The organism is Tanticharoenia sakaeratensis NBRC 103193, from assembly GCF_000963885.1.
GTDB lineage: Bacteria > Pseudomonadota > Alphaproteobacteria > Acetobacterales > Acetobacteraceae > Tanticharoenia > Tanticharoenia sakaeratensis.
In genome coordinates this window covers 94,929-119,942 of the sequence record NZ_BALE01000012.1, presented here as the reverse complement: position 1 = coordinate 119,942, position 25,014 = coordinate 94,929, and the positions used below count along the sequence as shown (strand labels likewise).

At 65.4% G+C, this 25,014-nt stretch carries 22 protein-coding genes; 12 read left to right on the top strand and 10 right to left on the bottom strand.

Features of this window, described 5'->3' with window-relative positions:
• Positions 1-20: 20 nt before the first annotated feature.
• From mutS to B8446_RS06240, 3 genes are all read right to left on the bottom strand, one after another.
• Positions 21-2,663 carry a DNA mismatch repair protein MutS gene (gene mutS / locus B8446_RS06250; RefSeq protein WP_048848424.1) on the bottom strand — a complete coding sequence of 881 codons (2,643 nt, stop codon included), beginning with the start codon at positions 2,661-2,663 and terminating at the stop codon, positions 21-23.
• Between the two features lie 62 nt (positions 2,664-2,725).
• Positions 2,726-4,267, bottom strand: a complete 1,542-nt coding sequence (gene murJ / locus B8446_RS06245) for a murein biosynthesis integral membrane protein MurJ (protein WP_048848324.1) — start codon at positions 4,265-4,267, stop codon at positions 2,726-2,728.
• A gap of 170 nt (positions 4,268-4,437) precedes the next feature.
• Positions 4,438-4,668 (bottom strand): hypothetical protein, encoded by a 231-nt coding sequence (locus B8446_RS06240; RefSeq protein WP_048848322.1) that lies wholly within the window; start codon positions 4,666-4,668, stop codon positions 4,438-4,440.
• 382 nt (positions 4,669-5,050) lie between these two features.
• Between B8446_RS06240 and B8446_RS06235 the strand changes: the two genes are divergently transcribed.
• Both B8446_RS06235 and B8446_RS06230 read left to right on the top strand, forming a co-directional pair.
• Positions 5,051-6,430: a carbohydrate porin gene (locus tag B8446_RS06235; RefSeq protein ID WP_148505878.1), complete on the top strand. Its 1,380-nt coding sequence runs from the start codon at positions 5,051-5,053 to the stop codon at positions 6,428-6,430.
• Positions 6,431-6,498: 68 nt separating this feature from the next.
• Positions 6,499-6,888, top strand: a complete 390-nt coding sequence (locus B8446_RS06230; RefSeq protein ID WP_048848320.1) for a DUF4112 domain-containing protein — start codon at positions 6,499-6,501, stop codon at positions 6,886-6,888.
• Here the strand turns inward: B8446_RS06230 and B8446_RS06225 are convergent, their stop codons facing one another.
• Together B8446_RS06225 and B8446_RS06220 are read right to left on the bottom strand one after the other, a co-directional pair.
• Positions 6,889-7,869 carry an AEC family transporter gene (locus tag B8446_RS06225; RefSeq protein ID WP_048848319.1) on the bottom strand — a complete coding sequence of 327 codons (981 nt, stop codon included), beginning with the start codon at positions 7,867-7,869 and terminating at the stop codon, positions 6,889-6,891.
• A 9-nt stretch (positions 7,870-7,878) separates the two neighbouring features.
• Positions 7,879-8,382: a glutathione peroxidase gene (locus B8446_RS06220; RefSeq protein WP_084712122.1), complete on the bottom strand. Its 504-nt coding sequence runs from the start codon at positions 8,380-8,382 to the stop codon at positions 7,879-7,881.
• Between the two features lie 154 nt (positions 8,383-8,536).
• Here B8446_RS06220 and B8446_RS06215 point away from each other — a divergent pair, with 154 nt between their 5' ends.
• The gene (locus B8446_RS06215; protein ID WP_048848420.1) at positions 8,537-9,748 is read left to right on the top strand and encodes a NupC/NupG family nucleoside CNT transporter; all 1,212 of its coding nucleotides are present in this window, start codon (positions 8,537-8,539) and stop codon (positions 9,746-9,748) included.
• 7 nt (positions 9,749-9,755) lie between these two features.
• On the opposite strand, the gene B8446_RS06210 is transcribed toward B8446_RS06215, so the two are convergent.
• The 4 genes from B8446_RS06210 to tsaD form a co-directional block, all read right to left on the bottom strand.
• Positions 9,756-10,484, bottom strand: coding sequence for a TylF/MycF/NovP-related O-methyltransferase (locus tag B8446_RS06210; protein WP_048848316.1), 729 nt, complete (start codon positions 10,482-10,484; stop codon positions 9,756-9,758).
• A gap of 108 nt (positions 10,485-10,592) precedes the next feature.
• Entirely contained in the window at positions 10,593-11,552 is a 960-nt protein-coding gene (locus tag B8446_RS06205) for an NAD(P)H-dependent glycerol-3-phosphate dehydrogenase (RefSeq protein ID WP_048848314.1), read from the bottom strand.
• Between the two features lie 16 nt (positions 11,553-11,568).
• Positions 11,569-12,399 carry a 23S rRNA (adenine(2030)-N(6))-methyltransferase RlmJ gene (locus B8446_RS06200; protein WP_048848312.1) on the bottom strand — a complete coding sequence of 277 codons (831 nt, stop codon included), beginning with the start codon at positions 12,397-12,399 and terminating at the stop codon, positions 11,569-11,571.
• Positions 12,396-13,463, bottom strand: a complete 1,068-nt coding sequence (gene tsaD / locus B8446_RS06195; protein ID WP_048848311.1) for a tRNA (adenosine(37)-N6)-threonylcarbamoyltransferase complex transferase subunit TsaD — start codon at positions 13,461-13,463, stop codon at positions 12,396-12,398. The genes B8446_RS06200 and tsaD overlap by 4 nt, the downstream gene beginning before the upstream one ends.
• Positions 13,464-13,556: 93 nt before the next feature.
• On the opposite strand from tsaD, the gene hemC reads away from it, so the two are divergent.
• The 3 genes from hemC to B8446_RS06180 all read left to right on the top strand — a co-directional run bounded on the left by hemC (position 13,557) and on the right by B8446_RS06180 (position 16,348).
• Entirely contained in the window at positions 13,557-14,624 is a 1,068-nt protein-coding gene (hemC, locus tag B8446_RS06190; RefSeq protein ID WP_048848308.1) for a hydroxymethylbilane synthase, read from the top strand.
• A complete protein-coding gene (locus tag B8446_RS06185; RefSeq protein WP_048848306.1) occupies positions 14,621-15,343 on the top strand; it encodes a uroporphyrinogen-III synthase in 723 nt (240 codons plus the stop codon). The genes hemC and B8446_RS06185 overlap by 4 nt, the downstream gene beginning before the upstream one ends.
• A 267-nt stretch (positions 15,344-15,610) precedes the next feature.
• Positions 15,611-16,348 (top strand): aspartyl/asparaginyl beta-hydroxylase domain-containing protein, encoded by a 738-nt coding sequence (locus B8446_RS06180; protein ID WP_048848305.1) that lies wholly within the window; start codon positions 15,611-15,613, stop codon positions 16,346-16,348.
• 101 nt (positions 16,349-16,449) lie between these two features.
• Here B8446_RS06180 and secB read toward each other — a convergent pair whose 3' ends face one another.
• Entirely contained in the window at positions 16,450-16,959 is a 510-nt protein-coding gene (gene secB, locus B8446_RS06175; RefSeq protein WP_048848419.1) for a protein-export chaperone SecB, read from the bottom strand.
• A gap of 961 nt (positions 16,960-17,920) precedes the next feature.
• Here secB and B8446_RS06165 point away from each other — a divergent pair.
• The 6 genes from B8446_RS06165 to B8446_RS06140 all read left to right on the top strand — a co-directional run bounded on the left by B8446_RS06165 (position 17,921) and on the right by B8446_RS06140 (position 25,012).
• On the top strand, positions 17,921-18,625 hold the full coding sequence (locus B8446_RS06165; RefSeq protein WP_048848301.1) for a Tim44/TimA family putative adaptor protein: 705 nt from the start codon (positions 17,921-17,923) through the stop codon (positions 18,623-18,625).
• An 81-nt stretch (positions 18,626-18,706) separates the two neighbouring features.
• The gene (gene mltA, locus B8446_RS06160) at positions 18,707-19,900 is read left to right on the top strand and encodes a murein transglycosylase A (protein ID WP_048848298.1); all 1,194 of its coding nucleotides are present in this window, start codon (positions 18,707-18,709) and stop codon (positions 19,898-19,900) included.
• Positions 19,901-19,917: 17 nt separating this feature from the next.
• Positions 19,918-20,727 (top strand): DNA-methyltransferase, encoded by an 810-nt coding sequence (locus tag B8446_RS06155; protein ID WP_048848417.1) that lies wholly within the window; start codon positions 19,918-19,920, stop codon positions 20,725-20,727.
• A 106-nt stretch (positions 20,728-20,833) separates the two neighbouring features.
• Positions 20,834-22,339, top strand: a complete 1,506-nt coding sequence (locus tag B8446_RS06150; protein ID WP_048848296.1) for a cytochrome-c peroxidase — start codon at positions 20,834-20,836, stop codon at positions 22,337-22,339.
• Between the two features lie 455 nt (positions 22,340-22,794).
• Positions 22,795-23,355 (top strand): Smr/MutS family protein, encoded by a 561-nt coding sequence (locus B8446_RS06145; RefSeq protein ID WP_048848294.1) that lies wholly within the window; start codon positions 22,795-22,797, stop codon positions 23,353-23,355.
• A 547-nt stretch (positions 23,356-23,902) separates the two neighbouring features.
• Complete coding sequence (locus tag B8446_RS06140) at positions 23,903-25,012, top strand: FecCD family ABC transporter permease (protein WP_048848415.1); 1,110 nt, start codon at positions 23,903-23,905, stop codon at positions 25,010-25,012.
• Positions 25,013-25,014: the final 2 nt, after the last annotated feature.

Below are 25,014 nucleotides of genomic sequence, written 5' to 3'. Positions count from 1 at the left end.
GGCGCATCGGAGCCGGAACGTTATCCTCGGCCTAAAACCGTATCGTCTTCAAGCGCCAGTTTCCGAAGCGCATAAATCGCATCCAGTGCCGCGCGCGGTGTCATGGCATCCGGGTCGAGATTTGCAACCGCCTCATGCAGGGCGGAATGCGCATTTGGGGCGTCGTGTGGCTCTGGCGCCGCTGCCTGCCCGGCGTCGAACAGCGGCAGGGGCGCACGGGCGCGGGCATGGTCGGCTTCGAGAGCGCCGAGGAGCTTGGCCGCCCGGCGCACCACGACTTCGGGTACACCGGCCAGACGCGCCACGTGGACACCCCAGCTTCTCTTGGCCGATCCGCGTCGCACCTCGTGCTGGAAGACGACATCGCCGCGCCATTCCCGCACGGCCATCGTGAAGGGCGCGAGCCGCGGGAGCGTGTCGGCCAGATCGGTCAGTTCATGGAAGTGCGTGGCGAAAATGCAACGCGATCCAAGATCCGAGTGCACGGCTTCCAACGTTGCCCACGCGATGGCGAGGCCGTCGAGCGTCGCGGTGCCACGGCCGATCTCGTCGACCACGACGAGGGAGCGCGGTCCGGCCTGATTGAGGATGGCCGCCGTCTCGGTCATCTCGACCATGAACGTGGAGCGCCCGCGCGCCAGATCGTCGGCCGCGCCCACACGCGAGAACAGCCGGTCCACGATGCCGATGACACCGCTCCGGGCCGGCAGGGGCAGGCCGGCCTGGGCCAGCACCACGGCAATCGCGTTCTGCCGCAGGAACGTCGATTTGCCGGCCATGTTCGGCCCGGTCAGCAGCATGACGCGGGCATCGGGTGCCAGCACGCAGTCGTTGGGTACGAACCGGGCGTCGCCGGTCAGGGCCGCCTCGACCACGGGATGTCGCATGGCCCGCAGGGTGAAAGCCGTATCGTCCCGCATCTCAGGGCGGCACCAGTCACCGCCCTGTGCGAGCTGGGCCGCACCCCGCACGACGTCGAGGAAGGCGAACAGTTCGGCGATTTCGGGCAGGGCCGCGCTGGCCAACGTATCCTCGGCAAGACTCGCGAAGATCTGCCGCTCGAGCACGAGCGCCCGCTCGCCGGCATCGAGAATGGCTCGATCGAGGCTCGCGAGCTCCTCGGTCGAGAACCGGGCGACGCTTGTCGTACCCTGACGGAACAGCAGGCCCGGCCTGTCGCGCAGGGAGGCACCCATCGCGGCCGGAACCTCGACCACGTAGCCGAGCTGCGCGTGATGACGGATCTTGAGGCTGTTGAGACCGAGCTCCGCCTGCAGCCTGACCTGCAACTCCGCGACGACCCGGCGGCTGTCGTCACGCAGGGACCGCGCACGGTCCAGTTCGGCCGAATAGCCGGTCGCGATGAGACCGCCATCCTCGACCCGGGCCGGAAGATCGTCGGCCAGGGCTGCATTCAGGGCGGCGTGCAGATCGGGTACCCGATTCGCGAGATTCTGCTCGGCGTCCGCGATCAGACGCGGACCTTGGGCAGATCCGGCGCCTGCCAGCAGACCCGCGATTACGTCGGCACAGGTCAGCGCATCGCGTACGCTCGCGAGATCGCGCGGTTGACCACGCCCTGCCGAGAGCCTGCCGAGCGCTCGTGCGAGGTCAGGTGCGCTGCGCAGGGCCCGGCCGAGCGGATCGGCGAGTTCGGTCCGGGTGACGAGCCAGGACCAGGCATCCTGACGCGCGATGATCAGCGACAGATCCGTGCTCGGGCTTGCGAGCCACAGTCCGAGCAGGCGGCCGCCTGCGGCGGTCAGCGTCCGATCGATGGCGGAGACCAGCGTGTGTTCCGTCGTGCCGTCACGTGCGCGCAGCAGCTCGAGGCTGGCGCGCGTCGCCGGGTCCAGGCCCAGAACGGCTCCGGTCTCGACCTGGGCCGGTCGGGCGAGACGCGGAAGCCGGCCGGCCTGCGTGCGGCGGATGTATTCGACGGCCAGCGCACCGGCGACGCACTGTTCGTCCGGAAAGTCCCCGATCGCATCGAGCTGGGCGACACCGAGGTTGCGCGACAGGATGGACCGGGCCGATGCGGGGGCGGGCGGTGCAATCGTGGGCGCGAGGCGGGAGACGTACTCGCCCGTGACCAGAGCCGGATCTCCGAGAATCTCGGCCGGATCCAGACGCGCCAGCAGGTCGGGCAAAGCCATAGGCGAGACGCTCGCCAGCTCGAACAGGCCGGTCGAGATGTCGATCCAGGCGGCACCGATCCGGACAGCGCTGCGTTTTCCAGTGCTGGCCAGTGCGAGCAGCAGGTTCTGACGGGATGCGTCGAGCAGGTCGTCCTCGGTCAGGGTGCCGGGCGTAACAAGGCGGACGATGGCGCGTGGAAGCGGGCCTTTCGGGCCGCCCTTTCGGCTTTCCGGGGTGGCCGTCTGTTCGGCGATGGCCACGCGGAAGCCACGTCGGATGAGGCGCGCGAGATAGGCCGGGGCAGCCGCGACGGGGACACCGCACATCGGGATCGGGGCCCCTGCATGGGTGCCGCGCGTCGTCAGGGAGATGTCGAGGGCGGTTGCTGCCGACTGGGCATCGCCAAAGAACAGTTCGTAGAAATCGCCCATGCGGAAGAACAGGAGCGCGTCCGGATTTTCCGCCTTAAGCGCGAACCATTGGGCCATGGCGGGCGTGGCGCCTTCCGGCGAGGGATACGTCACGTGGGCGGCAGTGCAGGCATGGGGTGTTTGTACCGGCTGGATCATTGGCTTGTGAAGCGGGCTCATCGTGCGAACCGCCGGAGCACCGATCGCGGTGATGCGACGCCCGTGGCTGCGAGCATCGCGAGATAGACGATGCCGCCGAACCCGATCAGGGCGGCAACCGTCACGAAGCGCAGCAGCTTGGGCCAGACGATCAGATCGGGTGCCAGCATGTGCTGCACCCCGATCACGACCGCTGCCATCACGACCGATGCGGCCAGCATCTTCGCCAGGCGCGAGATCTGGACCGTATCCGCCTGAAAATGACCGCGACGATAGAGGATGGCGGCGAGCAGACCCACGTTGACGAAGGCCGCGATCGTGCTGGCCAGCGGCGGGCCGACTTCGACGAGAGGCCGGTAGAGCAGCAGATTGAGTGCCAGGTTGAGACTGATCGTCAGGAAGCCGATCCGGACGGGCGTGCTTGTGTCGCCGTGCGCATAGAAGCCGGGCGTCAGGACCTTGATGCAGACGAAAGCTGGCAGACCAAGCGAATAGGCACGCAAGGCCGCGGCAGAGTGCACGACGTCGAGCGTCGTGAAGCGCCCGACGCCGAACAGGGCCGCGATGATCCCGGGTGCGAGCGCCATCAGGCCGAATGCCGCGGGCAGGGTGAGCATCGCGGTGTAATCGAGCGAGCGGTTCATGGAGCCGCGTGCGCCCGCCTCGTCGCCGGATGCGATCAGGCGGGTCATGACCGGCAGGAGCGTCGTCCCGGCAGCAGCCCCGAGCACGCCCAAGGGGAGCTGATTTAGCCGGTCGGCAAAATAGAGCCAGGAGACGGCGCCGGTCGGCAGCTCGGATGCGATCATCGTGTCGACGAGGAGGTTTACCTGCGTCACACCCGAACCGATCAGGCCCGGGACCATGCGCGTGATGAGCGTGCGGGCATGTGTGTTCAGATGCGGCCAGCGAGGCAGCAGGGTCAGCCCTGCGCGATGGGTCGCCCAGAGTACGAGCACGAGCTGCACGGCGCCGGAAATCGTGACACCCCAGGCGCTGGCCTCGGCCGGGGCATGAAAGAAATGGGCGCCGATCCAGGTCGCACCGATACCGATCACGTTGAAGGCGACATAGGCCGCCGCCGCAGCACTGAAGCGGTGCATCCCGTTCAGCACGCCCGAGACGAGAGCCGTCGCGCAGATCAGCACCATGTAGGGCAGGGTGATGCGCGTCAGGCCGAGGCCGATCGCGTAACGATCGGTATTGCCGTCATGGAAACCGGGTGCGACGAGCCACAGCACGGCGGGCATGAAGAGTTCGCCCAAGATGCACAGCAGGGACAGCCAAAGCAGCATCGCACCGAGCGTCTCGGCCGCGAATCGTTGCGAGGACGCTTCGCCCTCGGTCTCGAGCATCGCCGAGAACTGCGGCACGAACGCCGCGTTGAATGCGCCCTCGCCGAACAGGCGCCGGAACATGTTGGGCAGGCGGCAGGCCACCTGATAGGCGTCCTGCACCGGTCCCGCGCCGAGCAGGGCCGCGAGCTGGAGATCACGCACCAGCCCGAGCACACGGGACAACAGGGTCCAGCCGCCAACTGTCAGCAGATTCTTGAACATTGCCGCGTTTCTAGTGCGGCTGTGTGGCGCTTACCATGGGGCGTCTGCCGATCTCGTCATTCTCCTCCGCATGCTCCGGCGGTAGAGTGCGGAAATGCGATTGTTGATCGCGAGGGCGATCGGCAGGCGCCCGAAACGGCCCGTTGCATAGGCGTCCCGTTCTGCCGCGCTTACAGGTGGCTGCTGCCGCGACCCAGCGGTGCGCGTGAAGTCGCGCGGAGCTGACGCACGATCAGGGCGATCGCGCTGCAATAGGCGCCGATCTCCAGCGCCAGCATGATGCCGCCGATCAGGCCCGCATGGCCGCCGATGGCATGACGCGAGACGATGGGCACGAGCGATCCCAGGATCGTTGCGCACACCATCAAGACAATGGCGATCCCGATACGGCGATGGCGCATGGTCGTCGTTTCCTGTCCTGGACGGCCGCGTTGTGAATGTTGTGTCTAGCATGATGCGCCAGCCGACTGTTCGACAAAGCACATCCCACGACGCAAATCGTTGCAACGAGATTTGAACAGACCGCATGCGAAATCAAGTGAGGTCCGTGTCCGCAACATCACAGCCCGACTGGCGCATTCAGACGTAATATCTCACATAGATGTGCGAAAAATGTCATTCCATTCTGATTTATGTCGGATAGTTAATCGCCCGTTCACTTGAAAGGGCGATGAGCAACTGATGACCGAGACATTGACCGCCGCGGCACATTGGCACGATCGACCCACATACTGTGCGAGCCGCAACGTGCTCGCCGCTTTGCTGGGTCTTGCGGCCCTTGCGATGCCGATCCATCGCGCCTGTGCCCAGGCCGAGACTGCGAAGACGATCACCACACCGAACTATACGGCAACAGGCTTTCCGATTTCGGGCGAAGGGCAGGTCCCGATCGGGCCGCTCGTTCCCTCGCTGTATGGGAATCCGCATCTGTTCGGGGATTGGGGCGGGGCGCAGACGTGGCTCACGGATCACGGCATCTTCGTCAATCTGGCCCTGAACGAGGAGTTCATGGGCAACGTCACGGGCGGCCGAACGCGGGCGGACGTGCTGGCAGGCCAGATCGCGGGCGAGGTCGATATCGACTGGCAGAAGCTCGCGGGCATTCCCGGCTTCTGGACGCACATGCTGGTCATCAACGGGCACGGCAACAATTTCAGCCACACGCTCGGCGACTATGTCGCCAATCCGGAGCAGATCTATGGCGCGCGCGGCAATGTCGTGGCCCATCTCGTGGATCTGTATGCGGACAAGACGTTCTTCCATGACCGGCTGATCGTCTCGGCGGGGTGGATCCCGACGGGCACGTTCTTCGATTTCGATGCGCTCGGATGCTCGTTCATGAACGTGGCGGTCTGCGGCAATTTCGCGCCGGGCAAATACATGCCGGGCGGGCGCGACTGGCCGTCGGGAAATCTCGGTGGTGTGGTCCGCTACCGGCCGACGGAGCGCACCTACATCATGGCGGGCGCCTTCGGCGTGACCCAGGCGGGCTATAACGGCGGTATCTCGGGCTGGTCGTGGGGGCAGAAGATGAGCGGGGTCTCGACGCAGGTCGAACTTGGCTGGTCGCCCTCGTTCGGTCATGACGACCTGCTCGGCCATTACAAGATCGGCACGTATTACGACAATTCGACGTATCCGAACCTGTATGAGGACATCAACGGCAACTCGTTCCTGCTGACGGGGCGTCCGCAACGTCATGAATCGGGCATGTGGTCATCATGGTTCATGTTCAACCAGATGCTCGTGCGTAACGGAAAGGGGCTCGCCGACGGCCTGATCGTGATCGGTGGTCTCGGCTATGCGCAGGGCAACGTCACGGCCATGCGCGATCATGAATGGATCGGCCTGCTCGAGAGCGGCACGCCATGGGGCCGGCCGCTCGATCAGGTGGGCATCGAGTTCCAGCATATCGACATGAGCCATTCGGTCCGGCTCCAGCAGGAGGCGTCGCTGGCCCTCGGCACGCCATACCTCTCGAACCAGTGGGGGACAGTCTACGGGGTGCAGAAATGGGAGCAGGTGTATGAGGCGTTCTACAGCGTGCACCTGATGCGTGCGACGGCCCTGCAGTTCGACTTCCAGTATCTGCAGCATCCGGGGGCCACGACGACGTTCCGCGATGCGGCCGTGCTCGGCGGCCAGTTCACGACCAATTTCTGAACCGGCGATCTCCGAGCCCGGGGCTGCGGTGCTTGTATCAACAGGGACCGCGCCCGATATCCGTCTTCATGACGACCCGGACCTATGCGCCCTTCGACATCATGGGCCCCTCCGATCGTGCTGACGCGCGTGCGCGTCTGGCGCGGATCCGCAAGCTTGCCTGGCTGCTGAACGGAGCCTTCCGGATCCCGGGTGTTCGGATGCGCTTCGGGCTGGACACACTGATCGGGCTGGTGCCGGGCGGCGGCGACACGATCTCGGCATTGCTGTCGCTCTACATCGTCCATCAGGCATGGCGGCTGGGTGTGCCGCGTCCGCTGCTGATGCGGATGCTCGGCAATGTCGCGATCGAGGCGGCCGCAGGCGTCGTGCCGATCCTGGGCGATCTGTTCGATACCGCGTTCAAGGCGGATCTGCGCAACATCGCCATTATCGAGCAGGCTCTCGGCCCGCTCTGATCAACCGAATGCGCGCAGGAGTGCGGCGATCGTCACGGCGGACAGCAACGTCGAAACCAGGATCGCACGGCTCGCGACCCTGGCCTCGCGATCGTAGAGTTTCGCAAGCATGAACGGTCCCGTCCCGGTCGGCAGTGCGGCCAGCAGCACGGCTTCCTCGAACGTGGTGCGGTCAAGCATCTTCACGGCGAGTGCCGTCATGGCCGTGACACCCGGCTGAACGAGCAGTTTCAACGTCACGAGCCGTGCCACGGCCATCGGCGGCACACGACGGACCGTGGACCGGGCGGAGCCCGGACGCGTGTCGGCAAGGAACAATCCGATCGTCACGAGCGCGCACGGACTCGAGGCGCTGCCGATCAACTGCGCGGTCGCGGCAAACGGGCCGGCGAGGCCGATCCCGCTTGCGTTCAGCACGCCGCCTGCCAGGGGCATGAAGACAAGCGGGTTGCGCAGCAGCCCAAGCATGACCTGTCCCAGAACCTGGGCGGCGCTGCGCTGAGCGGCTGGATCCGCTCCGGCGTTCTCGAACTCGACCAGGGCGATCGCGATCGCGAACAGCAGGCACACGGTCAGCAGGGATGCGATCGTGACGGCTGCCATGCTGCCGGGGCCGAACACGGCGAGACAGACCGGGATACCGATGAAGGCCGTGTTGCTGTAGCCGGCGCAGAGGCCTTCGATCGCGGCACCGGACATTCGGTGGTCGCGTTCCGTCGGACGCATCCAGTCGAACACCCATCCGAGGAGTGCCGTCAGCAGGCATCCCGTCCCGAACACAATGAGCAATCCGGGTTGCAGCAGCACATGCCCGGGTGTCTGTGCGGTCGCCACGAAGAGCTGGGCGGGCAGGGCCACACGGACGACGAAACGATTGAGGCAGTCCGTCGCGCCGTGACCGAACCAGTTCTTCAGACCTGCGGCATAGCCGAGTGCGATCAGGCCGAAGATCGGCACCAGAATTCCGATAATGGCGGTCATGACAGGCGGTCAGTGATCCAGCACGACACGCATGACGGCCGACTGCACCCGCTCCGAGTCCGGGCGCGAGATGCTCGAGAACCACGTCGCGAGTGTACCGTCGCGCCCGATGATGTATTTGTAGAAGTTCCACCGCGGCCGGGCGAGGAAACCGCCCTGTCGCGCGAGCCAGGAAAACAGCGGGATGGCGTGCGCACCCTTGACCGGGCTCTTGGCTGCAACGGGAAAGCTCACGCCGTAGTTGTTGTAGCAGACGCGCCCGATCTGTTCGGCGTCGCCGGGCTCCTGCTGGCCGAAATCGTTGCTCGGCACTGCGATGACCACGAGGCCCGAATCGCGCCACCGTGTCCATACCGACTGCAGTCCCTCATACTGAGAGGTGAATCCGCATTCGGAGGCCGTGTTGGCGATCAGGATCGGACGTCCGCGATACGCATCGAGATCGATCGTGCGGCCGTCGAGACCGGTAAGGCTGAAATCGAAAGCGGTTGTCGCGGTCTGGGACATGGGCATCCAGGCTGTGGGAAGAGTATCGGGGACCCACTCTACGCAAGCGCGGTGCGCTGGACAAACGGCTGATTGCACCGCAGCCTGTCGAACGGACCTCCGTGTTTGTTGAAAGCGAAGCTACATAGTGCTGATCCATGTCCTGCGTGCAGTGTTCGGCATGGCGCTGCTGCTTGCAGCGGCCGCTGCCTTCTCTCGGACGCCCAGGCGGATTTCGCCGCGGATCGTCTTCGCGGCGCTGGCCTTGCAGATCGCGATCGGGGCACTGATCCTGTTCGTGCCGCCGGGGCGCGCTGCGCTGCATGCCGTGGCAAACGGCGCGGATATGGTCCTGTCCTATGGACGGGACGGCACGGCCTTCCTGTTCGGCGGGCTTGTCGGGCCGAAGATGACAGCCCTGTTCGGCGGCGGCGGATTTGTGTTCGCGCTGCAGGTTCTGCCGCAGATCATCTACATCAGCGCGCTGATTGCCATCCTGTATCATTTCGGCGTCATGCAGTTCGTGGCCCGCGTGGTCGGCGGTGCGGTCCGGAGCCTGATCGGGACCAGCGCGATCGAGAGTTTCTCGGCCGTGCTGACGATCTTTCTCGGGCAGAGCGAAATGCCGGTCGCCCTTCGCCCCTATCTCGCCCGGCTCGGCACGGCCGAACTCTTTACCGTGATGTGCGCGGGGCCGGCGTCGGTCGCGGGTTCGGTGCTGGCGGGTTACGCGGCACTGGGTGTTCCGATGGACTACCTGATCGCCGCATCCTTCATGGCGATCCCCGGTGGGCTTCTGTTCGCCAAGCTGCTCTATCCATCCGCGGACGAGCCATCGATGCCGGCCGCGGCCCTGTCGCTGGATGAACGGGCGGGTGGCATTTTCGAAGCGATTTCAGAAGGAACGAACGCGGGTGTCCGCGTGGCCGTCGCGGTGGCGGCAATGCTGGTCGCCTTTGTCAGCCTGATCGCACTGGTGGACGGCGTCCTTCACGGCGTGGGCCGCTGGTTCGGCGACGAGACGGTATCGCTGCACGGTATCCTGGGATTTGCCCTGGCACCCGTCGCCTGGGCCATGGGCGCACCGTGGTCGGATTGTCGCGCGATCGGCAGTCTTCTGGGCCAGAAATTCGCGTTCAACGAGTTCGTGGCTTATGTGGCAATGCAGCCGATGATCACGGCGCATATGTTGTCCGCGCGGGGGACGGCCATCGCGTCTTTCGCATTGTGCGGCTTCGCCAATATCTCGACGATCGGTATTCTGGTGGGCGTGTATGGCGGGATCGTGCCGGAGCGTCGGGCCGAGATCGCACGGCTCGCGCCGCGTGCCGTGCTGGGGGGCGCCCTGTCGAATGCCATGAGCGCCACCATCGCAGGCCTGTTCATCGGCTGAGGATGTTTCAGGCAGCCATGGCCTGTGCATGGTCGGCTGCCTGACGCACGATCATCGCCTGCGTCGTCGGCAATTCGATGACGCCCTCCGGGCGATCGGCCAGAAAGGTCCGGAACGCGCGGCGCACACCGTCCACGATGGAATAATCGTGGGTCAGGATGATGCCGCCGGGCACCATGCGCGGATAGAAATACCGCAGCCCTGCCAGTGTCGCGTCATGCAGATCGACATCGAGATGCACGAACGAGAACCTCAGTTGCTCGAGCCCCGCCGTGCTGTCGGGAAACATGCCCTGATGGAAGGCGACGTCCGGGATATTGCGCATAAGGTCGCGCACGGCATTCAGGGTGCCTGTGAACTGCCCCTTGTGAAAGACCGGCTCGTCCTTGCCGCCCATGTCCGGCAACCCGTCGAACGTGTCGAACAGATGCAGGCGGCGTGCACCCTTGACCGAGCCGATCAGGTGCGCCGAGGCGCCCCGGTAGACGCCGAATTCGGCAAAATCGCCGGGCAGGCGGCTCTGGGCACTCGCGATCTCATGCACGATGAAGGATTCGTCGGCGCTGAGAAGGGAATGGGCGCGCTTGCGGCAATCGCGCAGGCGGCCGAGCGTTTCAGGGTGCTTGTGACCGCTCAGAAGGCGGGTTTGCAGAATGTTCTGCATTCCGAAAGTCAGGGCGCGGGCTATCTTGTTGCGACCGATAAAACGCCGCATGGCTTCGTTACGCATCCACATGCCTGAACCGCCGCTCCTGAACCTTGAACAAGACCGGATGCGTCTGCAGGCCGGTTCAACCAGAACCGTTCAGCGGCATGACGGTTCATGACCATGTGTCGTTTTCTGTCATTCGACAGCGGGCGGACGGTCCAGCAGCAGGTCTCGCGCGCGGCTGACATCGAACTCGCCTGACAGCAGACGCGCGGTTGTCTCGACGATCGGCATCGCAACATGATGGCGTCGTGCGAGCGCCAGAAGGGCCGGCGCGGTCGCAACACCTTCGGCGACCGTGCTGCGGGAGGCGAGGATGTCGGCAAGGCGTTCGCCCGCGCCCAGTGCGAGTCCCAGACTGTAGTTGCGCGAGCCGCGCCCGGTGCAGGTCAGGATCAGGTCGCCAAGGCCCGCAAGGCCCGCGACCGTGGTCGCCCGACCGCCCATTGCCTCGGACAGACGTCCGATTTCAGCCACCGCCCGGGTGATCAGGGCCGCTCGGGCGTTTTCGCCCAGGCCTGCGCCGATTGCGACGCCCGCACCGATCGCGATCACGTTCTTGGCGGCACCCGCGAGCTGAACGCCCGCCGGATCGTCGCTGGCATACACGCGGAATGTGGCCGTGCCGACAAGGGCTGCCATCGTGCGCGCCGTCGTCAGGTCGGCGGCGGCAAGCACAGCTGCCGCCGGAAGACCCTGGGCGACCTCGATTGCGAAATTGGGGCCGGACAACATGCCCCGGTCATGGCCGGGCCGGGTCTCGGCAAGAATGTCGAGGGGGAGGCGACCCGTCTCGCGCTCGATCCCCTTGCAGCATGCGATCAGAGGCGCGTTGATCTCAAGTCGGTTGGAAATGTCGCGCAGCGTCTGCATCGGGACTGCCAGAAGGGCGAGATCGGCCGAGCGGGGTACTTCGTGCGTGATGGTGATGCCGGGCGGGATCTCGATGTCCGGCAGGCGCGGCAGTCGGCGCGTGCCGGGCGGCGGCGGCGAGCGCATCCACAGTGTGACGGCCGCACCCGCGCGCGCGCTCTGGGCCGCGAGTGCGATCCCCCAGGCGCCGCCGCCGATGACCGCAATATGGGGCACGCTCATGTCCGTCTTCCCGTTTTCATTCGTCTACGATGCGCGAAACGCCCGAGCACGCATCCGCATCGGGCGCAAGCAGGCGGCTGAGCGCGTCAAGGATCGCTGTCGCGGTTTCCGCAAAGCCGTAAGGTGGGCGCACCACCAGAAGTCCCGCGCCGTTCAGGCGCGTCGGATCGACTGGTTCCCGCAGCAGCAGTTCCGCCGTGATCACATCGCGCAGGCCGGCAGCTTCAACCTCGGCCAAGAAGGCTCGCACCGGGGCGCGGTGCTTGATCGGATACCAGACGGCGAGTACGCCACCCGGAAAACGCTTTGCCGCCGTGGCCAGTGCCTGCGCGGCGCGCGTGAAATCGTCCGGTCGCTCGAATGGCGGATCGATCAGCACGAGACCGCGTCGCAGGTCACCCGGGGGCAGGAGAGCGCGGATGGCGCCAAATCCGTCGCGCTCGTGGATCGCGACACCGCTGCGCCGCCCCATCGTGCGGCGCAGAGTGGCAGCATCTTCAGGATGCAGTTCGCACGCGATCAGGCGATCCTGCGGCCTGAGAAGCGAGGCCACGATCTCAGGGGAGCCCGGATAGCGTGCGGGCGCGCCGAAATTCCGCACGATCTGAAGATACGGTGTCAGGGCCGCATCGGGCGGCGCATCCAGGAGCGCGCCGATGCCGGAACGCCATTCGCCAGTCCGTTCGGCAGGGCCGCTCGTCAGGTCGTAGCCCCCGATCCCCGAATGGGTGTCGAGCACGCACAGGCCACCGGGTTTGCGCTGCAGCGCCTGCAGCAGGGCGACGAGGAGCGCATGTTTCATGCAGTCGGCGAAATTGCCGGCGTGAAAGGCGTGCCGGTAATTCATGCGGTGCGTGCCAGACTTTCAGAAAGTGGCCATCGGGGGCGCGCTGCAACCGTCAGGTCGTCCGGCGCATCGCCCCGGGCCCGCAGGTGCTCGATCGCGGCCCATGCGACCATGACGGCATTGTCGGTGCACAGTCTCAGCGGCGGCGCGAGAAAGCGCCAGTTGCGGGACGATGCCACGCCCTCGAGGGCCTGCCGGATGGCGCTGTTCGCGGCCACGCCGCCTGCGACCACGAGTGCGGTCGCATCGGGAACGAGCCGGGCCGCGTGTTCGGCGCGATCGGCCATGATGTCCGCGACACAGGCCTGGAAGCTTGCCGCCATGTCGGCAGCGTCGCGCAGCGGAAGGGCTGCCCTGCCGAATGGTTCGAGCTTGCGCGAGACGGCCGTTTTCAGGCCTGAAAACGAGAAATCGCAGCCGGGCTTGCCGTAAAGCGGGCGTGGCAGGTCCACGGCCTCCGGATCGCCTTCGCGAGCCAGTGCTTCGACAGCGGGACCGCCGGGCCAGCCCAGCCCCAGCATCTTTGCAACCTTGTCGAAGGCTTCCCCGGCTGCATCGTCGATCGTGCCGCCGAGACGTTCATAATGGCCGACCCCGCGAACGGCCACGCACTGACAGTGGCCGCCCGAAACCAGCAGCAGCAGATACGGAAAGGAGAGACCGCCCGGACCGGCGACAGAGGGCAGGCGGGCGGTCAGCGCATGGGCCTCGATATGATTGACGGCGATGAACGGCAGGCCGCGCGCGAGCGCCAGGCCCTTGGCAAACGTGCTGCCGACGATCAGGCCGCCGATCAGGCCGGGGCCTGTGCTGGCGGCAATGGCGCCAAGATGCTGCAAGTTCAGCCCCGCGTCGCCGAGCACGGCCCGCGTCAGGGCGGGCAGCACATCCAGATGGGCGCGCGCCGCGATTTCCGGAACCACGCCGCCCAGTGCCGCGTGTGCCGTCTGGGAGACCACGCGCTCGGCCAGCACCGTTCCGTCCTGTGCGAGAACGGCACACGCCGTGTCGTCGCAGGACGTCTCGATCGCAAGCACCGGGGCAGGTCTGAAACCATGGCTCATGCGGTGGCTCTATAACACGCATGCGTCGGCGCGAACCCCTTCTGCTCCAAGGCCGATTTCCCAAGGGCGCGCGATGCGCTACGAAGCGTTGCCATGACCGCCCGCGATCCGCAGCCCTTCATCCTCTCCACTCGTCTTCAGCAGGTCGCGGCCGGTGCCGTCGGGCGACTGGCGAGCCATCGTGCGAGCCCGCGGCATACCCTGCCGCTACGTGTCGGCACGCGCGGGTCGCCGCTCGCGCTGGTGCAGACGCGGGCATTCCTGACGCGGCTGACGCGGTTCTGCCCGGTGCTGCGCGATATGGGCGCATTTCAGGAACACCAGATCAACACGACGGGCGATCGCGAGCTCGGGCGGCGTCTGGCCGATATCGGTGGCAAGGGGCTGTTTTCCAAGGAAATCCATGAGGCCCTGGCGGAAGGGCGGATCGATTTTGCGGTTCACAGCCTGAAGGACCTCGAGACGACACTGCCGCCCGGCCTCGTGCTGGCCTGCACGCTGCGTCGCGAGGATGCACGTGATGCGCTGATCCTGCGGCCCGGACTGGTGCCGCCTAGATCCGGACATCCGCTCGACAGCCTTCCCGAAGGCGCTCTCGTCGGGTGTTCGTCAACGAGGCGACAGGCACAGTTGTCGGCCATGCGACCGGACCTGCGTTTCTGCCTTCTGCGCGGAAACGTCCAGACACGGCTCGACAAGCTTGCCTCCGGTGTCTGCGACGCGACCATGCTGGCCCTCGCCGGATTGCGGCGTCTCGGCATGGAGGACCGCGCGGATATCGTGCTGGCGCCCGATATCATGGTGCCGGCGGCCGGTCAGGGCATCGTCGGCGTGACCGTGCGCGAAAGCGATGCTGAATTGCGCGAGCTTCTGTCGGCGATCGAAGACCCTGTCGCCCGTGCAGTGTCGACGGCCGAGCGGGCGCTGCTGGCGGAGCTCGATGGGTCCTGCCGCACGCCGATCGGCGGTCATGCGCAGCTCGATCCGAGCGGCCAGATGCTGACGCTGGACGGTCTTGTCGCACGTGAAGATGGCTCTTTCCTGCTGCGCCGGCGTGTCAGCGGCCCCGCGCGCGACGCACGCAGGCTCGGGACCGAGCTTGGTCACAGCCTGCGGGCCGACTCGCCTGCCGATATCTTCGCGGACGTCGAACCTGTGTGAGTGCCATTGGCCCCCGTGTTCTCGTCACCCGTCCTGAACCGGGCCTGACGGAGACGGTGGAGGCCGTCCGCGCTGCTGGATTCGAACCGATCGCCTGTCCGCTCCTGCGCGTCTCGTTCCGCACGCCGTCTTTTCCCGCACACGTGCCTGATGCCGTCGTGATGACGAGCGGGCAGGCCGTCCCGGCTTTGACCGCCGCTATGCGGCACGGTGCGATAGATGCCGGGATGCTGCTCTTTGCTGTCGGGGATCGCACTGCGAACCGGGCACGCGCCGCAGGATTTTCGCGTGTCGAAAGTGCATCGGGCAACGCCGAGGATTTGCGTGTCCGGATCGAATCGGCTCTGGAACGTGGCAGTCGTCTTGTCCTGATGTCGGGGGCAGGAGAGGGGCTGGGATTGGCGCGGTCACTGCGTCGGGCAGGATTTCACGTCATCCGTCGCGTCGGGTATGCGGCTCGGCCCGTGGCCCACCTTCCGGGTGATGCGATGGCTGCATGGGCTGCGGCCCCGGCTGCGGCCCTGTTTTTCTCTGCGGCCACGGCGCGTGCTTTCGTAGGCGCCGCATCTGACGCCGATGAGGCAAGCCTGCGTCGCGCGCAGGCGATTGCAATATCTGGGCCGGTGGCGCTGGAACTGGCGGCTCGTTCCTGGGCCGGTATCCGTGTTGCGGTGCGGCCGGATGCCGCGGCCATGCTCGATGCCCTGTCTCGGCCCTGACTTGCACGCCCGAGAGGCGATACATTCATTCCGGTTCGACCGATGCCCGTACATAGAGGGGTTGCGGTGTCGGAACCTTTTCGTGCGCTGATGTCAAACGGGTTTTGCGAATACCTAGGTCACACACGAATATACTGCCCAAGGGTTCCGAAACTGCGCTGATCGGGTGAACATTTCGATGCCCGCATTTCATGCGGGACCGAATGTTGACAGTGCGCCTCCACGAGACGGCACGTCGGGGAGGGACAAAAGTTGATACTGAAGGCCATGCGGCGCAAGGACGCCGGCCTGACGAAGAAGAAGACGATCTATCATCTGACCAAGGGTTTGCGGGACAACCTCGACCGCTTCGTCATGCATTATGCATTGCTGCCGGACCGAGCGATATTCTCGGAGCGCGATCTGCCGTGGATCGAAATGATCCGTGCAAACTGGCAATCCATTCGCGCCGAAGCCATTGCCATTCGTGCGGCAGACATTCCATCGCTTGGCGATATTTCGCCCGATCATGGACGCATCGCAGCCGACCGCCGCTGGAGGTCCTATTTCCTTGAAGGCTACGGATACCGGCGTCGGGAAAATCGCGCGCGCGTTCCGACGACGGCCAGCCTGATCGACAGTATTCCGGATCTTGTGACGGCCTCTTTTTCGGTTCTCGAACCGGGATGCCATATTCCACGACATCGCGGCATGACGAAGGGGCTGCTGACCTTCCATCTGGCCCTGAAGGTTCCGCAGGACAGGGAACACTGCTGGATCCAGTTCGAGACGCCGGAGGGCTTGCGCGTCATTCCCTGGGAAGACGGTCGAACGATCCTGTTTGATGACACCTACAACCATGCGGTCTGGAACAACACGTCCGCCCCCCGGTACATTCTACTTCTGCAGGTGAGGCGTCCCTGTCGCTGGCCGGCCCGCGCTGTCCTGCGCGTTTTCATGTGGGGCGTGCGGTATTCGCGCTTCGTCCAGGACATCCGCAAGAGACTGGATGCCCGGCAGGCCTGACCGCCCGGCGAGATTACGGCCGGACAAAACAAAAGGGCCTGCGGCACATTGTGCCGCAGGCCCTTTTTGCGCGCGCCCCCCCGGTCGGGGACGCAGCGTGATCAGGCGTTCCCGGCGGGTGCGGGGAACTGCTGGGCGCGCTTGGCCTGCCACAGCGCGACGAAGTCGATCGGCTGCAGGACGACCGGCGGGAAGCCGCCGTCACGGGTCACGTCGCTCATGATCGCACGAACGAACGGGAAGATCAGACGCGGCACTTCGACGAGCAGGATCGGCTCGACGAGCTCCTGCGGCGCATTGCCCAGCGTCACGACCGCAGCATAGGTCAGCTCCGCGATGAACACGGTGCGGCCCGTGGCGCCTTCCTTCTCCGGCGTCTCGGTCGCCTCGGCGCGCACGGCGAGGGCGACTTCGAAGATCGGATCGTTTTCTTCGAGGCGATTCGCCTGAACGTCGATGTTCACGCCGATCTGCGGCGCCGTGCGCAGCGTCGCGAAGATCGCGGCACCCAGCGGCACCTCGAAGGACAGGTCCTTCGTGTACTGAAGGTTGATGTTCAATGGCAGGGCGGGGGGCGCACCGGCGTCGTTGGCGGGATTGGTCTCGGACATCGTCTGATCAGCTTTCTCGAAATGACGGGCCTGCGGAGCGCGCGCGTCGGATCGCACCCGCTCGTAACATCGTGCAGCGCGGTAGCACGCCGTTCGCCCCCAGCCAACCGGGGGAAGACGCTTTGTGGCGTCTCAAACGTGCCGGATCTCGGTGCGCGCCGGCCGTCGTCAGGCGGGCAACGCCTGGGCGGGGAAGTGCCGCCACAACGTCTGCGAACCTCCATCGGACGCAAAGTTCGCCCTTCGATCGGGTACGGTCCGCCTTCGTGACGGGCGACGCATGCGGATTCCGCAGATGCACCGATGACCGGCAATCCAGACTTTCGAATTTCTCCGGATTTTCCGTGGAGCGACGTCCGGAAGGCAGCATCCGTCCAGGAAGAGGACAAGATGGCGGCGCCCCGTAATCATGTCCGGCGGATCGTGCCCGGATCAGCAGGCCGTTCGATGACCAATCGGCACAGCGACGAGAATATTCGGCTCGTTTGAACGCCCGGATCCGCATGACGGTGCGAAGCAGAGATATTCTCGGTCAAACGTTCATCGGCACCCTGACCATCGTCAGCCGGTCGCACCTCAGGACATGCGATCGAGCGTGTTTGCCACCGGACGCAACCTGGATGGGCGAAGGAAAGCGAACCGGCGCCCGGCGGCATGAGCGCCGAAACCCGCTGCGCGGCAGGATTGACGAGTCGGTACCACGGTCGAAATAGCGCCAGTCTGCCTCGATGCGTGACAGGGCTAATCAGAGAAGCCGCCACTCGGCTTCATGCGAGGATCACTGACAGCGTGACCACCTCCTGCGACGACATATTTTCGGCATCATCGCGGTATTCCGGCCGATGCAACGTTGTGAGCCCATGGTCTACACCATATGTGTGGGATGCGCTTCGCGGCGGGAGCGACAGCATGTTCTGTCCGTTCCGCTTGCCTTTTTCACTCTTCTGCCGTGGCCCGACCGATGACCGACATGCTCCACAACTTTCCGATTGATATCGTCGTCTTTGCGGGCATAGCGGTGGCGCTGGGCTGGCGACTGCGCACCGTTCTCGGACGGCGTGGCGGCGCCCAGCCGGTGGTGGCGATCCGATCGATGCCAGTCGATGCGCGGCCGCGTCCGCAGCCGGTCCGCCCGGCCCTGGAAAGTCAGCCTGATCCCGCTTTTGAAATTCCCACGCCTTCGACCCGCATCGGTCAGGTTCTGACGGAGATCGGCAAGCTCGACCGCCATTTCGATGCATCGACCTTCCTGCGTGAGGCCGCGGGCACGTTCCGGACTGTCGTCGTGGCCTTTGCCCAGGGCGATCGTGACCGGCTGCGTCGCTTTCTGACCAATGATGCCTACGCTGCCTTCGACTCGGCCATCTCCGCGCGCGAGGCGGCCGGCGAAACACAGCGCAGCGAAATTCGCGGCATCCTGAGCATGGCGATCGACGACGCCGCGCTTTCCCGTCCGGCGGCCGAGGACAGCCGCGCCCTGCCGGTCGCGACCGTGGATGTCCGGATCGTCTCCCAGCAGATCAGCCTGCTGAACGGCGCGGACAACCAGCCGGTGTCGGGCACGGACGCCGTGACGGAATTTTCCGATCTGTGGCGTTTCGAGCGTCTGACCGGACCCGACGCGCCGGAATCGCTGTGGCGTCTGGCGAGCGCGCGGGCGGCCTGACGCGCGTGTTTCCTGGTCTGGCGAAGGCCGCATGAAGGTGGTACTTCACCGCCTCTTCCTGTCGCCACATCCTGTCGATTGATGATCCGTATCCCCAAACGATTCGCCTTTGCCGTCATCGGACTGCTCGCCGCCTGTTCCCAGACGTCGCAGCCGCTTTCGCTCCAGCCGGTCGATTACGCGCAGCTCAACGGCTGGTCGGACGAGTCGCCGGAGGCGATGATCCCCATGCTCCGGGCCCAGTGCGCGCATCTTGCGCGTCTGCCGCCTGCCACGCGTCTCGGCGGCGACCCTTCGATCGTCCACACGGGCACGACTTCGTCCGACTGGTCGGGTGCCTGTGCCGCGATAGCTGCCGTGCAGCCGGGACGCGCTGCCGCACGGCAGCTGATCGAGACGTGGTTCGCGCCCTACGAGGTTGAAGCCGATGCCCGCTATACCGGCTATTTCGAACCGGAAGTGCGCGGCGCTCTTACACGCGGCGGTGTGTATCAGACGCCCGTCTATGCGAAGCCGCGCAGTCTTGTTCGGACCCATGCGACAGACGGACGGGTGGTCGTCGGGCAATGGGTCAACGGTCAGTTCGCGCCGTTCCCGACCCGTGCGCAGATCGATGCCGGCGCGCTCGACGGACAAGGGCTTGAGCTGGTCTGGCTGGCCAGCCCGATCGACCTGTTTTTCCTGCAGATCCAGGGTGCGGGCAGGGTCGTCCTGCCTGACGGATCCACGTTGCGCCTTGCCTATGACGGGCGCAACGGCCAGCCCTATGTGCCGCTTGGGCGCTTGCTGGTGGACGAGAATCAGCTGCCGCCGGATCAGGTCTCGATGCAGACGATCCGAGACTGGCTGACGGCGCACCCCGATCAGGCGCGCACCGAGATGGAGCGTAATCCGAACTACGTGTTCTTCCGACGCCTGGATGATGTCGGGCCGACCGAAGGCGCGCCAGGTGCGTTCGGCATCGATCTGACGCCCGGGCGCTCCCTGGCTGTCGACCGTTCGGTCATGCCGCTCGGGCTGCCGGTCTGGGTCGAGACGACATTGCCGACCCAGGGCGGAATGGGTGGTGCGTGGCACCATCTGACGCTTGCGCAGGATCTCGGCACGGACATCAACGGTGCCGGGCGGGCTGATCTCTATACGGGTTGGGGACCGCAGGCACAGGCTGTCGCAGGCAATCTGCATGCCGGCGGACGCATGGTCCTGCTGCTGCCGCGCCGTGCGGAAGTCGCGCATACGGCGGCGGCAACCGACGCTTCCGCACAGGATCAGTGAAGGCGAAGGCGCCTGCGCTGCCGCGTACGGTCCGCCGTGCGCTCGGGCCGCATGTCCTGATCCGGGGTGACACGCTCCGGGTCCTGCGCCGGATGGAGGCGCAAAGCGTCGATGTCGTCGTGACATCGCCGCCCTATAATCTGGGGCTGGCCTACACGAGCTACCGGGATCGCCGGACGGAAGACGACTATCTCGACTGGATGACCGAAATTGGCGGCGAGATTGCGCGCGTCATGAAGCCGGGCGGATCGTTTTTTCTCAACATCGCCGGATCGTCCTCTCAGCCGTGGCTGCCGTTCGAACTCATGGTGCGTCTGCGAACTGTCTTCGCCCTGCAGAACCACATCACCTGGGTGAAATCGATCGCGATCGACGACGTGACGCACGGGCATTTCAAGCCGGTCAACTCGCACCGCTTCGTCAATCGCAATCACGAGCATGTCTTTCACCTGACGCATCAGGGAGATGTGCGACTGGCGCGCATCGCGGCCGGCGTGCCGTTCACGGACAAGTCCAACATCGTCCGGCGCGGTCATGCGCAGGATCGGCGCTGCCGAGGGGATACGTGGTTCATCCCCTATGAGACGGTGCAGGCGAAGCGGCAGAAATTCGATCATCCGGGCACGTTCCCGGTGGCACTGCCGCAAGCCTGCCTCGCGTTGCACGGCGCAGGCCCGGGTTCCGTGGTCCTCGACCCGTTCATGGGAACAGGCACGACCTTGCTGGCCGCCGAGCTGATCGGCGCGCATGGCATCGGGATCGACTGCGATCTCGGTTACGTCCGCACTGCCTGCGAGAGACTGAGTGCCGTGATCGCACGTGAATAATCGGTATCGCCGATTGCGATCATAGGCAGGAATGTTTTGACCCCGTTCACTACAATCATGCACATCTCACGAAATCGCGATTGATTTTGAACAGGGGGATGCAGCATTGGCGGGTTCGGCGTGGAAAAGAGTGTTAGGCGGCGTCGTCGCGCTGGGTATCGTGGCCTATGGCGGCACGGGTCTCTACCTCGAACATTTCGATCATGAGGGTGCGCCACGGATTCCGGCAGGCAGCCCGTCGCTTCACGACCCGATCTCGATGAAGGCATTCGCGGCTTTTCAGGAAGTCCGCTGCGATTACTGCCATACGGCCAAGACGTCGGCCGAGCTGCCGTTCTATTTCAATCTGCCGCTGGCCAACACGATCATGGCCCGTGACCTGACCCAGGGGCAGCGCCATTTCCAGTTCCAGCCGATCATCGTGGCCTTCCAGCAGGGCAAGCCGCCTTCGGTCGAGCAGTTGTCCCGGATCGAGGAGGTCATCTCCCAGAACCGGATGCCGCCCTGGGCCTATCTCACGCTGCATTGGCATGCCTATCTGTCGGAGCATCAGCGAGCGGACATCCTGTCGTGGATCGAGGACCAGCGCCGCCGCTACTACGCGACGCCGGGCGTGGCACCGCAGTTCGCGGGCGACGTGATCCAGCCGATCCCGGAAAGCCTGCCGGTCGACTGGCGGAAGGCCGAGCTGGGCCGCGCGCTGTTCTTCGACAAGCATCTTTCAGGCAACGGGCAACTGAACTGCGCAAGCTGCCATGGCCTGAATACAGGCGGTGTCGACCGTCTCGTGACGGCCACTGGCATCAATGGCCAGAAGGGGCCGATCAACACGCCGAGCGTGTATGATTCGGTGTTCAACATCGCCCAGTTCTGGAACGGCCGCGCCGCCGATCTGGCCGGTCAGGCCGCGGGTCCCGTGATGAACCCGGTCGAGATGGGCTCGCATGACTGGAACGCGGTCGCGGCTGCCGTCAGTGCCGAAGAAGGGTACAATGACCGGTTCACGGCAATCTATGGCAGCCCGGACATCAACCAGCACACGGTGACGGATGCGATCGCGGAATACGAGAAGACGCTGATCACGCCGGACAGCCGGTTCGATCTGTATCTCAAGGGCGACAGCCACGCGATCACGGCGCAGGAAAAGCGCGGCTATCAGCGCTTCAAGGAGATCGGCTGCTCGGGTTGCCACAGCGGAATCGCGGTCGGCGGCGATGCGTTCGAGATCCTCGGCCTTGAGGGGCCGTATTTCGACGACCGCCATTCGCCCCTGACCGCAGCCGATGCCGGGCGGTTCGCCTTTACCCACGCGAAGGCCGATCTGGAGCGCTTCAAGGTGCCCAACCTGCGCAACGTCGAGCTGACAGGGCCCTATTTCCACGATGGCAGCGTCAAGACACTGCCGGACGCCGTGCGGGAAATGGCACGCTACCAGACGCCGGATCATGACATCTCGAACCAGGACGTGGACGACATCACGGCGTTCCTGAAGACGCTGACCGGCAAGTATCACGGCGTCGCTCTTCCGGACGTGTCGCCGGAGCCTCCGCTCGGCGCCCCGGATCAGGCGGCCGCGACACAGGCGGCGCCCGCGCCGGCGGTGCCGCAGTAATCGGTCGGGGAAAAGAAATGGGCGGCAGGTCCGCGGGGCCTCGGAGTCCGGCGCGACCTGCCGCCGATCTGTCGTTTCTGATGACTGATCAGGCGAAAAAGGCTGACCGGAAGGTCGGCCTTTTTTTGTGCAGCCCGAATGGGCGAGGCCGAGCATGGCGGGCGGCCATCGAACCGCGACCATCCTCGTGACCCTGTGCGATGCTTGGTCCTTCGTTGCGAGGCGCTACTACCGCTCTAGTCACAGGAAAAACGGTTTCGGCAAAAATGGTCGCAGCAGCACGAGTGCCGTAGCCGTATTCGCGGCAGCGATGTTCGACACCATGCGGCCGCAGGATCGTTGCGCGCTTTGATCCCTGCGCCCGCCTGTTCTAGGCTGATCGTGCATGCGTTTCGCGTGTGGCCAGGGGAAGGTGTCGTCCTGCGGTCCAGAGCAGGGCGGAGGACGACGAACAGGTGGCGCGGCGCACGATATCGGAGCAGGAGACGCTCCTTTGGGACGCGGTGATGCGCGACGTTCAGCCCTTGCGCCGCGCTCGGTCGAAACCCGTGACGCCTGTTCCTGATCCGACGGCCGCGATAGCGCCCCCCGCATCAGCCCCGGCCCGCGCGCCCCGCCTTCCGCCGCCCTGGTCGCCGGACCCGGTCGCCCCGCCCAGACCCGTGGTGCCCTCCATCGGTCATCGCGCGCCCGGACTTGATGATACGAGCTGGCGGGCACTGTCGCGCGGGACAATGCGTGTGCAGCGCAGGCTCGATTTGCACGGGCATCGGGCACAATCGGCGTTCGAACGTCTGCATCGGTTCCTGCTGACGGCGGCACGTGACGGCGTGCGATGCGTGGAAATCGTGACCGGTCTCGGTTCAGGCGCCGAAGGCGGGGTGCTGCGACGCGAACTGCCGCACTGGCTCGACCGGCCGGATCTGGGGCCGCTGATCCTGGCTGTCGTGCATCCGCATACCCGCAATCAGGGCTCGGTGCGGATTCTGTTGCGACGCGCAGGTCGGCCGCGCTGATCGCTTTTGCGCTCTCCCGTTGCCCGTCAGCTCCGGTATTGCCGTGCTCAGGTCGGGGAGCCTGTTTGCGCGAAAGCGCTTTCGATCTTCTGAAGCCGCATCGGAACGCGGTCTGTCGCGTCCATAATTTCTTATCGGCGTTCGCGGAATGGCTGGAATCATATGGTGCTATGGAGCCGGCAGATTGCCACTGAACTTGCCAGCATTCCGGCCAAGGCCCGTAGTGTATGCACGGGATAGGAGGCTGGCGATTGAGGTGTGCGAGGGACTATCGTGAATAACGGCGTCGAGCCCGACGCACCGAAGAACGGTTGCGTCATGTCACTGTCGCCGGCGAGAGAAATACGGCCCCTGCACCCAAGCGTATCCTGGACGCTGGCAAGGAACCGGCGATGACTCTGAATACCCACGGAACCCGCGCCAGTCAGCGCGCCGAAACGGGAGTTCGTGCGACGACTATGTCTCCGGCCGTGAGGCGACAAAGCGACTTGCGGATCTCGGATCATCCCTGATGGCGCGGGATCATGCAGCGCAACCGGCTCTCGACATGGCAGGTTCTGACAGTTCGTGTTCCGCGTCGGATGATCTGTCGGCCTATCGTGCCGATCCACGCATTGCCGAGCGACTGGCACGTGTGCGTTCCGCCTATGCAGGTCTCGTGCGTCGTCGCTGGATCGTGCTGGCCATACTTGCCGTTCTGATCGTCGCGTCCGTCACGCTGGATTTCTCGCTCGGTCCGGCGCGGCTGACGCCTCTGCAGCTTGCACGCACGCTGCTGAACCCGGGCGCTGTCCCGCTGCCACAGCACGTCATCGTCTGGCAGATCCGGCTGCCCTATGCGCTGATGGCCGTGCTCGTCGGGCTCGCGCTGGGCATCTCCGGCGGAGAGATGCAGACGATCCTCGACAACCCGCTTGCCAGCCCGTTCACGCTCGGTGTCTCGGCCGCAGCGGCATTCGGCGCTTCGCTGGCCATCGTCCTGAACTGGCGTCTGCCGTTCGTGCCGCAGGAGTGGATCGTCTCGGCCGATGCGTTTGGCTTTGCAATCGCGTCGGCGGTCATGCTGGAGCTCGTGGCCCGCCTGCGCGGAAGCTCGACGGCGACTGTCGTGCTGTTCGGGATCGCGCTGGTTTTCACATTCCATGCGCTTGTGTCGCTGGTCCAGTTCGTGGCGGACGAGGACAGTCTGCAGGACCTCGTGTTCTGGACAATGGGCAGCCTGACCCGCGCCGACTGGCCCAAGGTCGGTGTGCTCGCCTGCGCCTCCCTCGTGATCACGCCGCTGTCGCTTCGGGCGGCGCCGGCACTGACGGCCTTGCGTCTCGGAGAGGACCGGGCTGCAAGCTTTGGCGTGGATGTGCGCCGGGCGCGCATCGCGTCGCTGCTGCGGATCAGCGTGCTTGCGTCTCTCGCCGTGTCGTTCGTCGGCACGATCGGGTTCGTGGGCCTGATCGCGCCCCATATCGCGCGACGCCTCGTGGGTGAGGATCACCGATATTACCTGCCGGCAGCGGCCCTTGTGGGAGGGCTGGTGATGTCGCTCTCATCCATCGCGGCCAAGAACATCGTGCCCAACGTGGTGGTGCCCGTGGGCATCGTCACCGCGCTGGTCGGCATCCCGTTCTTCCTGGCAATCGTGCTCAGGGTGCGCAGTTGATC

What these genes read in the sequence shown, in the direction of transcription:
- B8446_RS06140 (WP_048848415.1), top strand. Translation starts at nt 23,903, where the DNA reads ATGGCAGGTTCTGACAGTTCGTGTTCCGCGTCGGATGATCTGTCGGCC.
- B8446_RS06230 (WP_048848320.1), top strand. Translation starts at nt 6,499, where the DNA reads ATGACGACCCGGACCTATGCGCCCTTCGACATCATGGGCCCCTCCGAT.
- tsaD (WP_048848311.1), bottom strand. Translation starts at nt 13,463, where the DNA reads ATGAGCCATGGTTTCAGACCTGCCCCGGTGCTTGCGATCGAGACGTCC.
- B8446_RS06205 (WP_048848314.1), bottom strand. Translation starts at nt 11,552, where the DNA reads ATGAGCGTGCCCCATATTGCGGTCATCGGCGGCGGCGCCTGGGGGATC.
- B8446_RS06220 (WP_084712122.1), bottom strand. Translation starts at nt 8,382, where the DNA reads ATGCCCATGTCCCAGACCGCGACAACCGCTTTCGATTTCAGCCTTACC.
- secB (WP_048848419.1), bottom strand. Translation starts at nt 16,959, where the DNA reads ATGTCCGAGACCAATCCCGCCAACGACGCCGGTGCGCCCCCCGCCCTG.
- B8446_RS06215 (WP_048848420.1), top strand. Translation starts at nt 8,537, where the DNA reads ATGGCGCTGCTGCTTGCAGCGGCCGCTGCCTTCTCTCGGACGCCCAGG.
- B8446_RS06180 (WP_048848305.1), top strand. Translation starts at nt 15,611, where the DNA reads ATGCGGCGCAAGGACGCCGGCCTGACGAAGAAGAAGACGATCTATCAT.
- murJ (WP_048848324.1), bottom strand. Translation starts at nt 4,267, where the DNA reads ATGTTCAAGAATCTGCTGACAGTTGGCGGCTGGACCCTGTTGTCCCGT.
- B8446_RS06165 (WP_048848301.1), top strand. Translation starts at nt 17,921, where the DNA reads ATGACCGACATGCTCCACAACTTTCCGATTGATATCGTCGTCTTTGCG.
- B8446_RS06240 (WP_048848322.1), bottom strand. Translation starts at nt 4,668, where the DNA reads ATGCGCCATCGCCGTATCGGGATCGCCATTGTCTTGATGGTGTGCGCA.
- B8446_RS06200 (WP_048848312.1), bottom strand. Translation starts at nt 12,399, where the DNA reads ATGAATTACCGGCACGCCTTTCACGCCGGCAATTTCGCCGACTGCATG.
- mltA (WP_048848298.1), top strand. Translation starts at nt 18,707, where the DNA reads ATGATCCGTATCCCCAAACGATTCGCCTTTGCCGTCATCGGACTGCTC.
- B8446_RS06235 (WP_148505878.1), top strand. Translation starts at nt 5,051, where the DNA reads ATGCCGATCCATCGCGCCTGTGCCCAGGCCGAGACTGCGAAGACGATC.
- B8446_RS06210 (WP_048848316.1), bottom strand. Translation starts at nt 10,484, where the DNA reads ATGTGGATGCGTAACGAAGCCATGCGGCGTTTTATCGGTCGCAACAAG.
- hemC (WP_048848308.1), top strand. Translation starts at nt 13,557, where the DNA reads ATGACCGCCCGCGATCCGCAGCCCTTCATCCTCTCCACTCGTCTTCAG.
- B8446_RS06225 (WP_048848319.1), bottom strand. Translation starts at nt 7,869, where the DNA reads ATGACCGCCATTATCGGAATTCTGGTGCCGATCTTCGGCCTGATCGCA.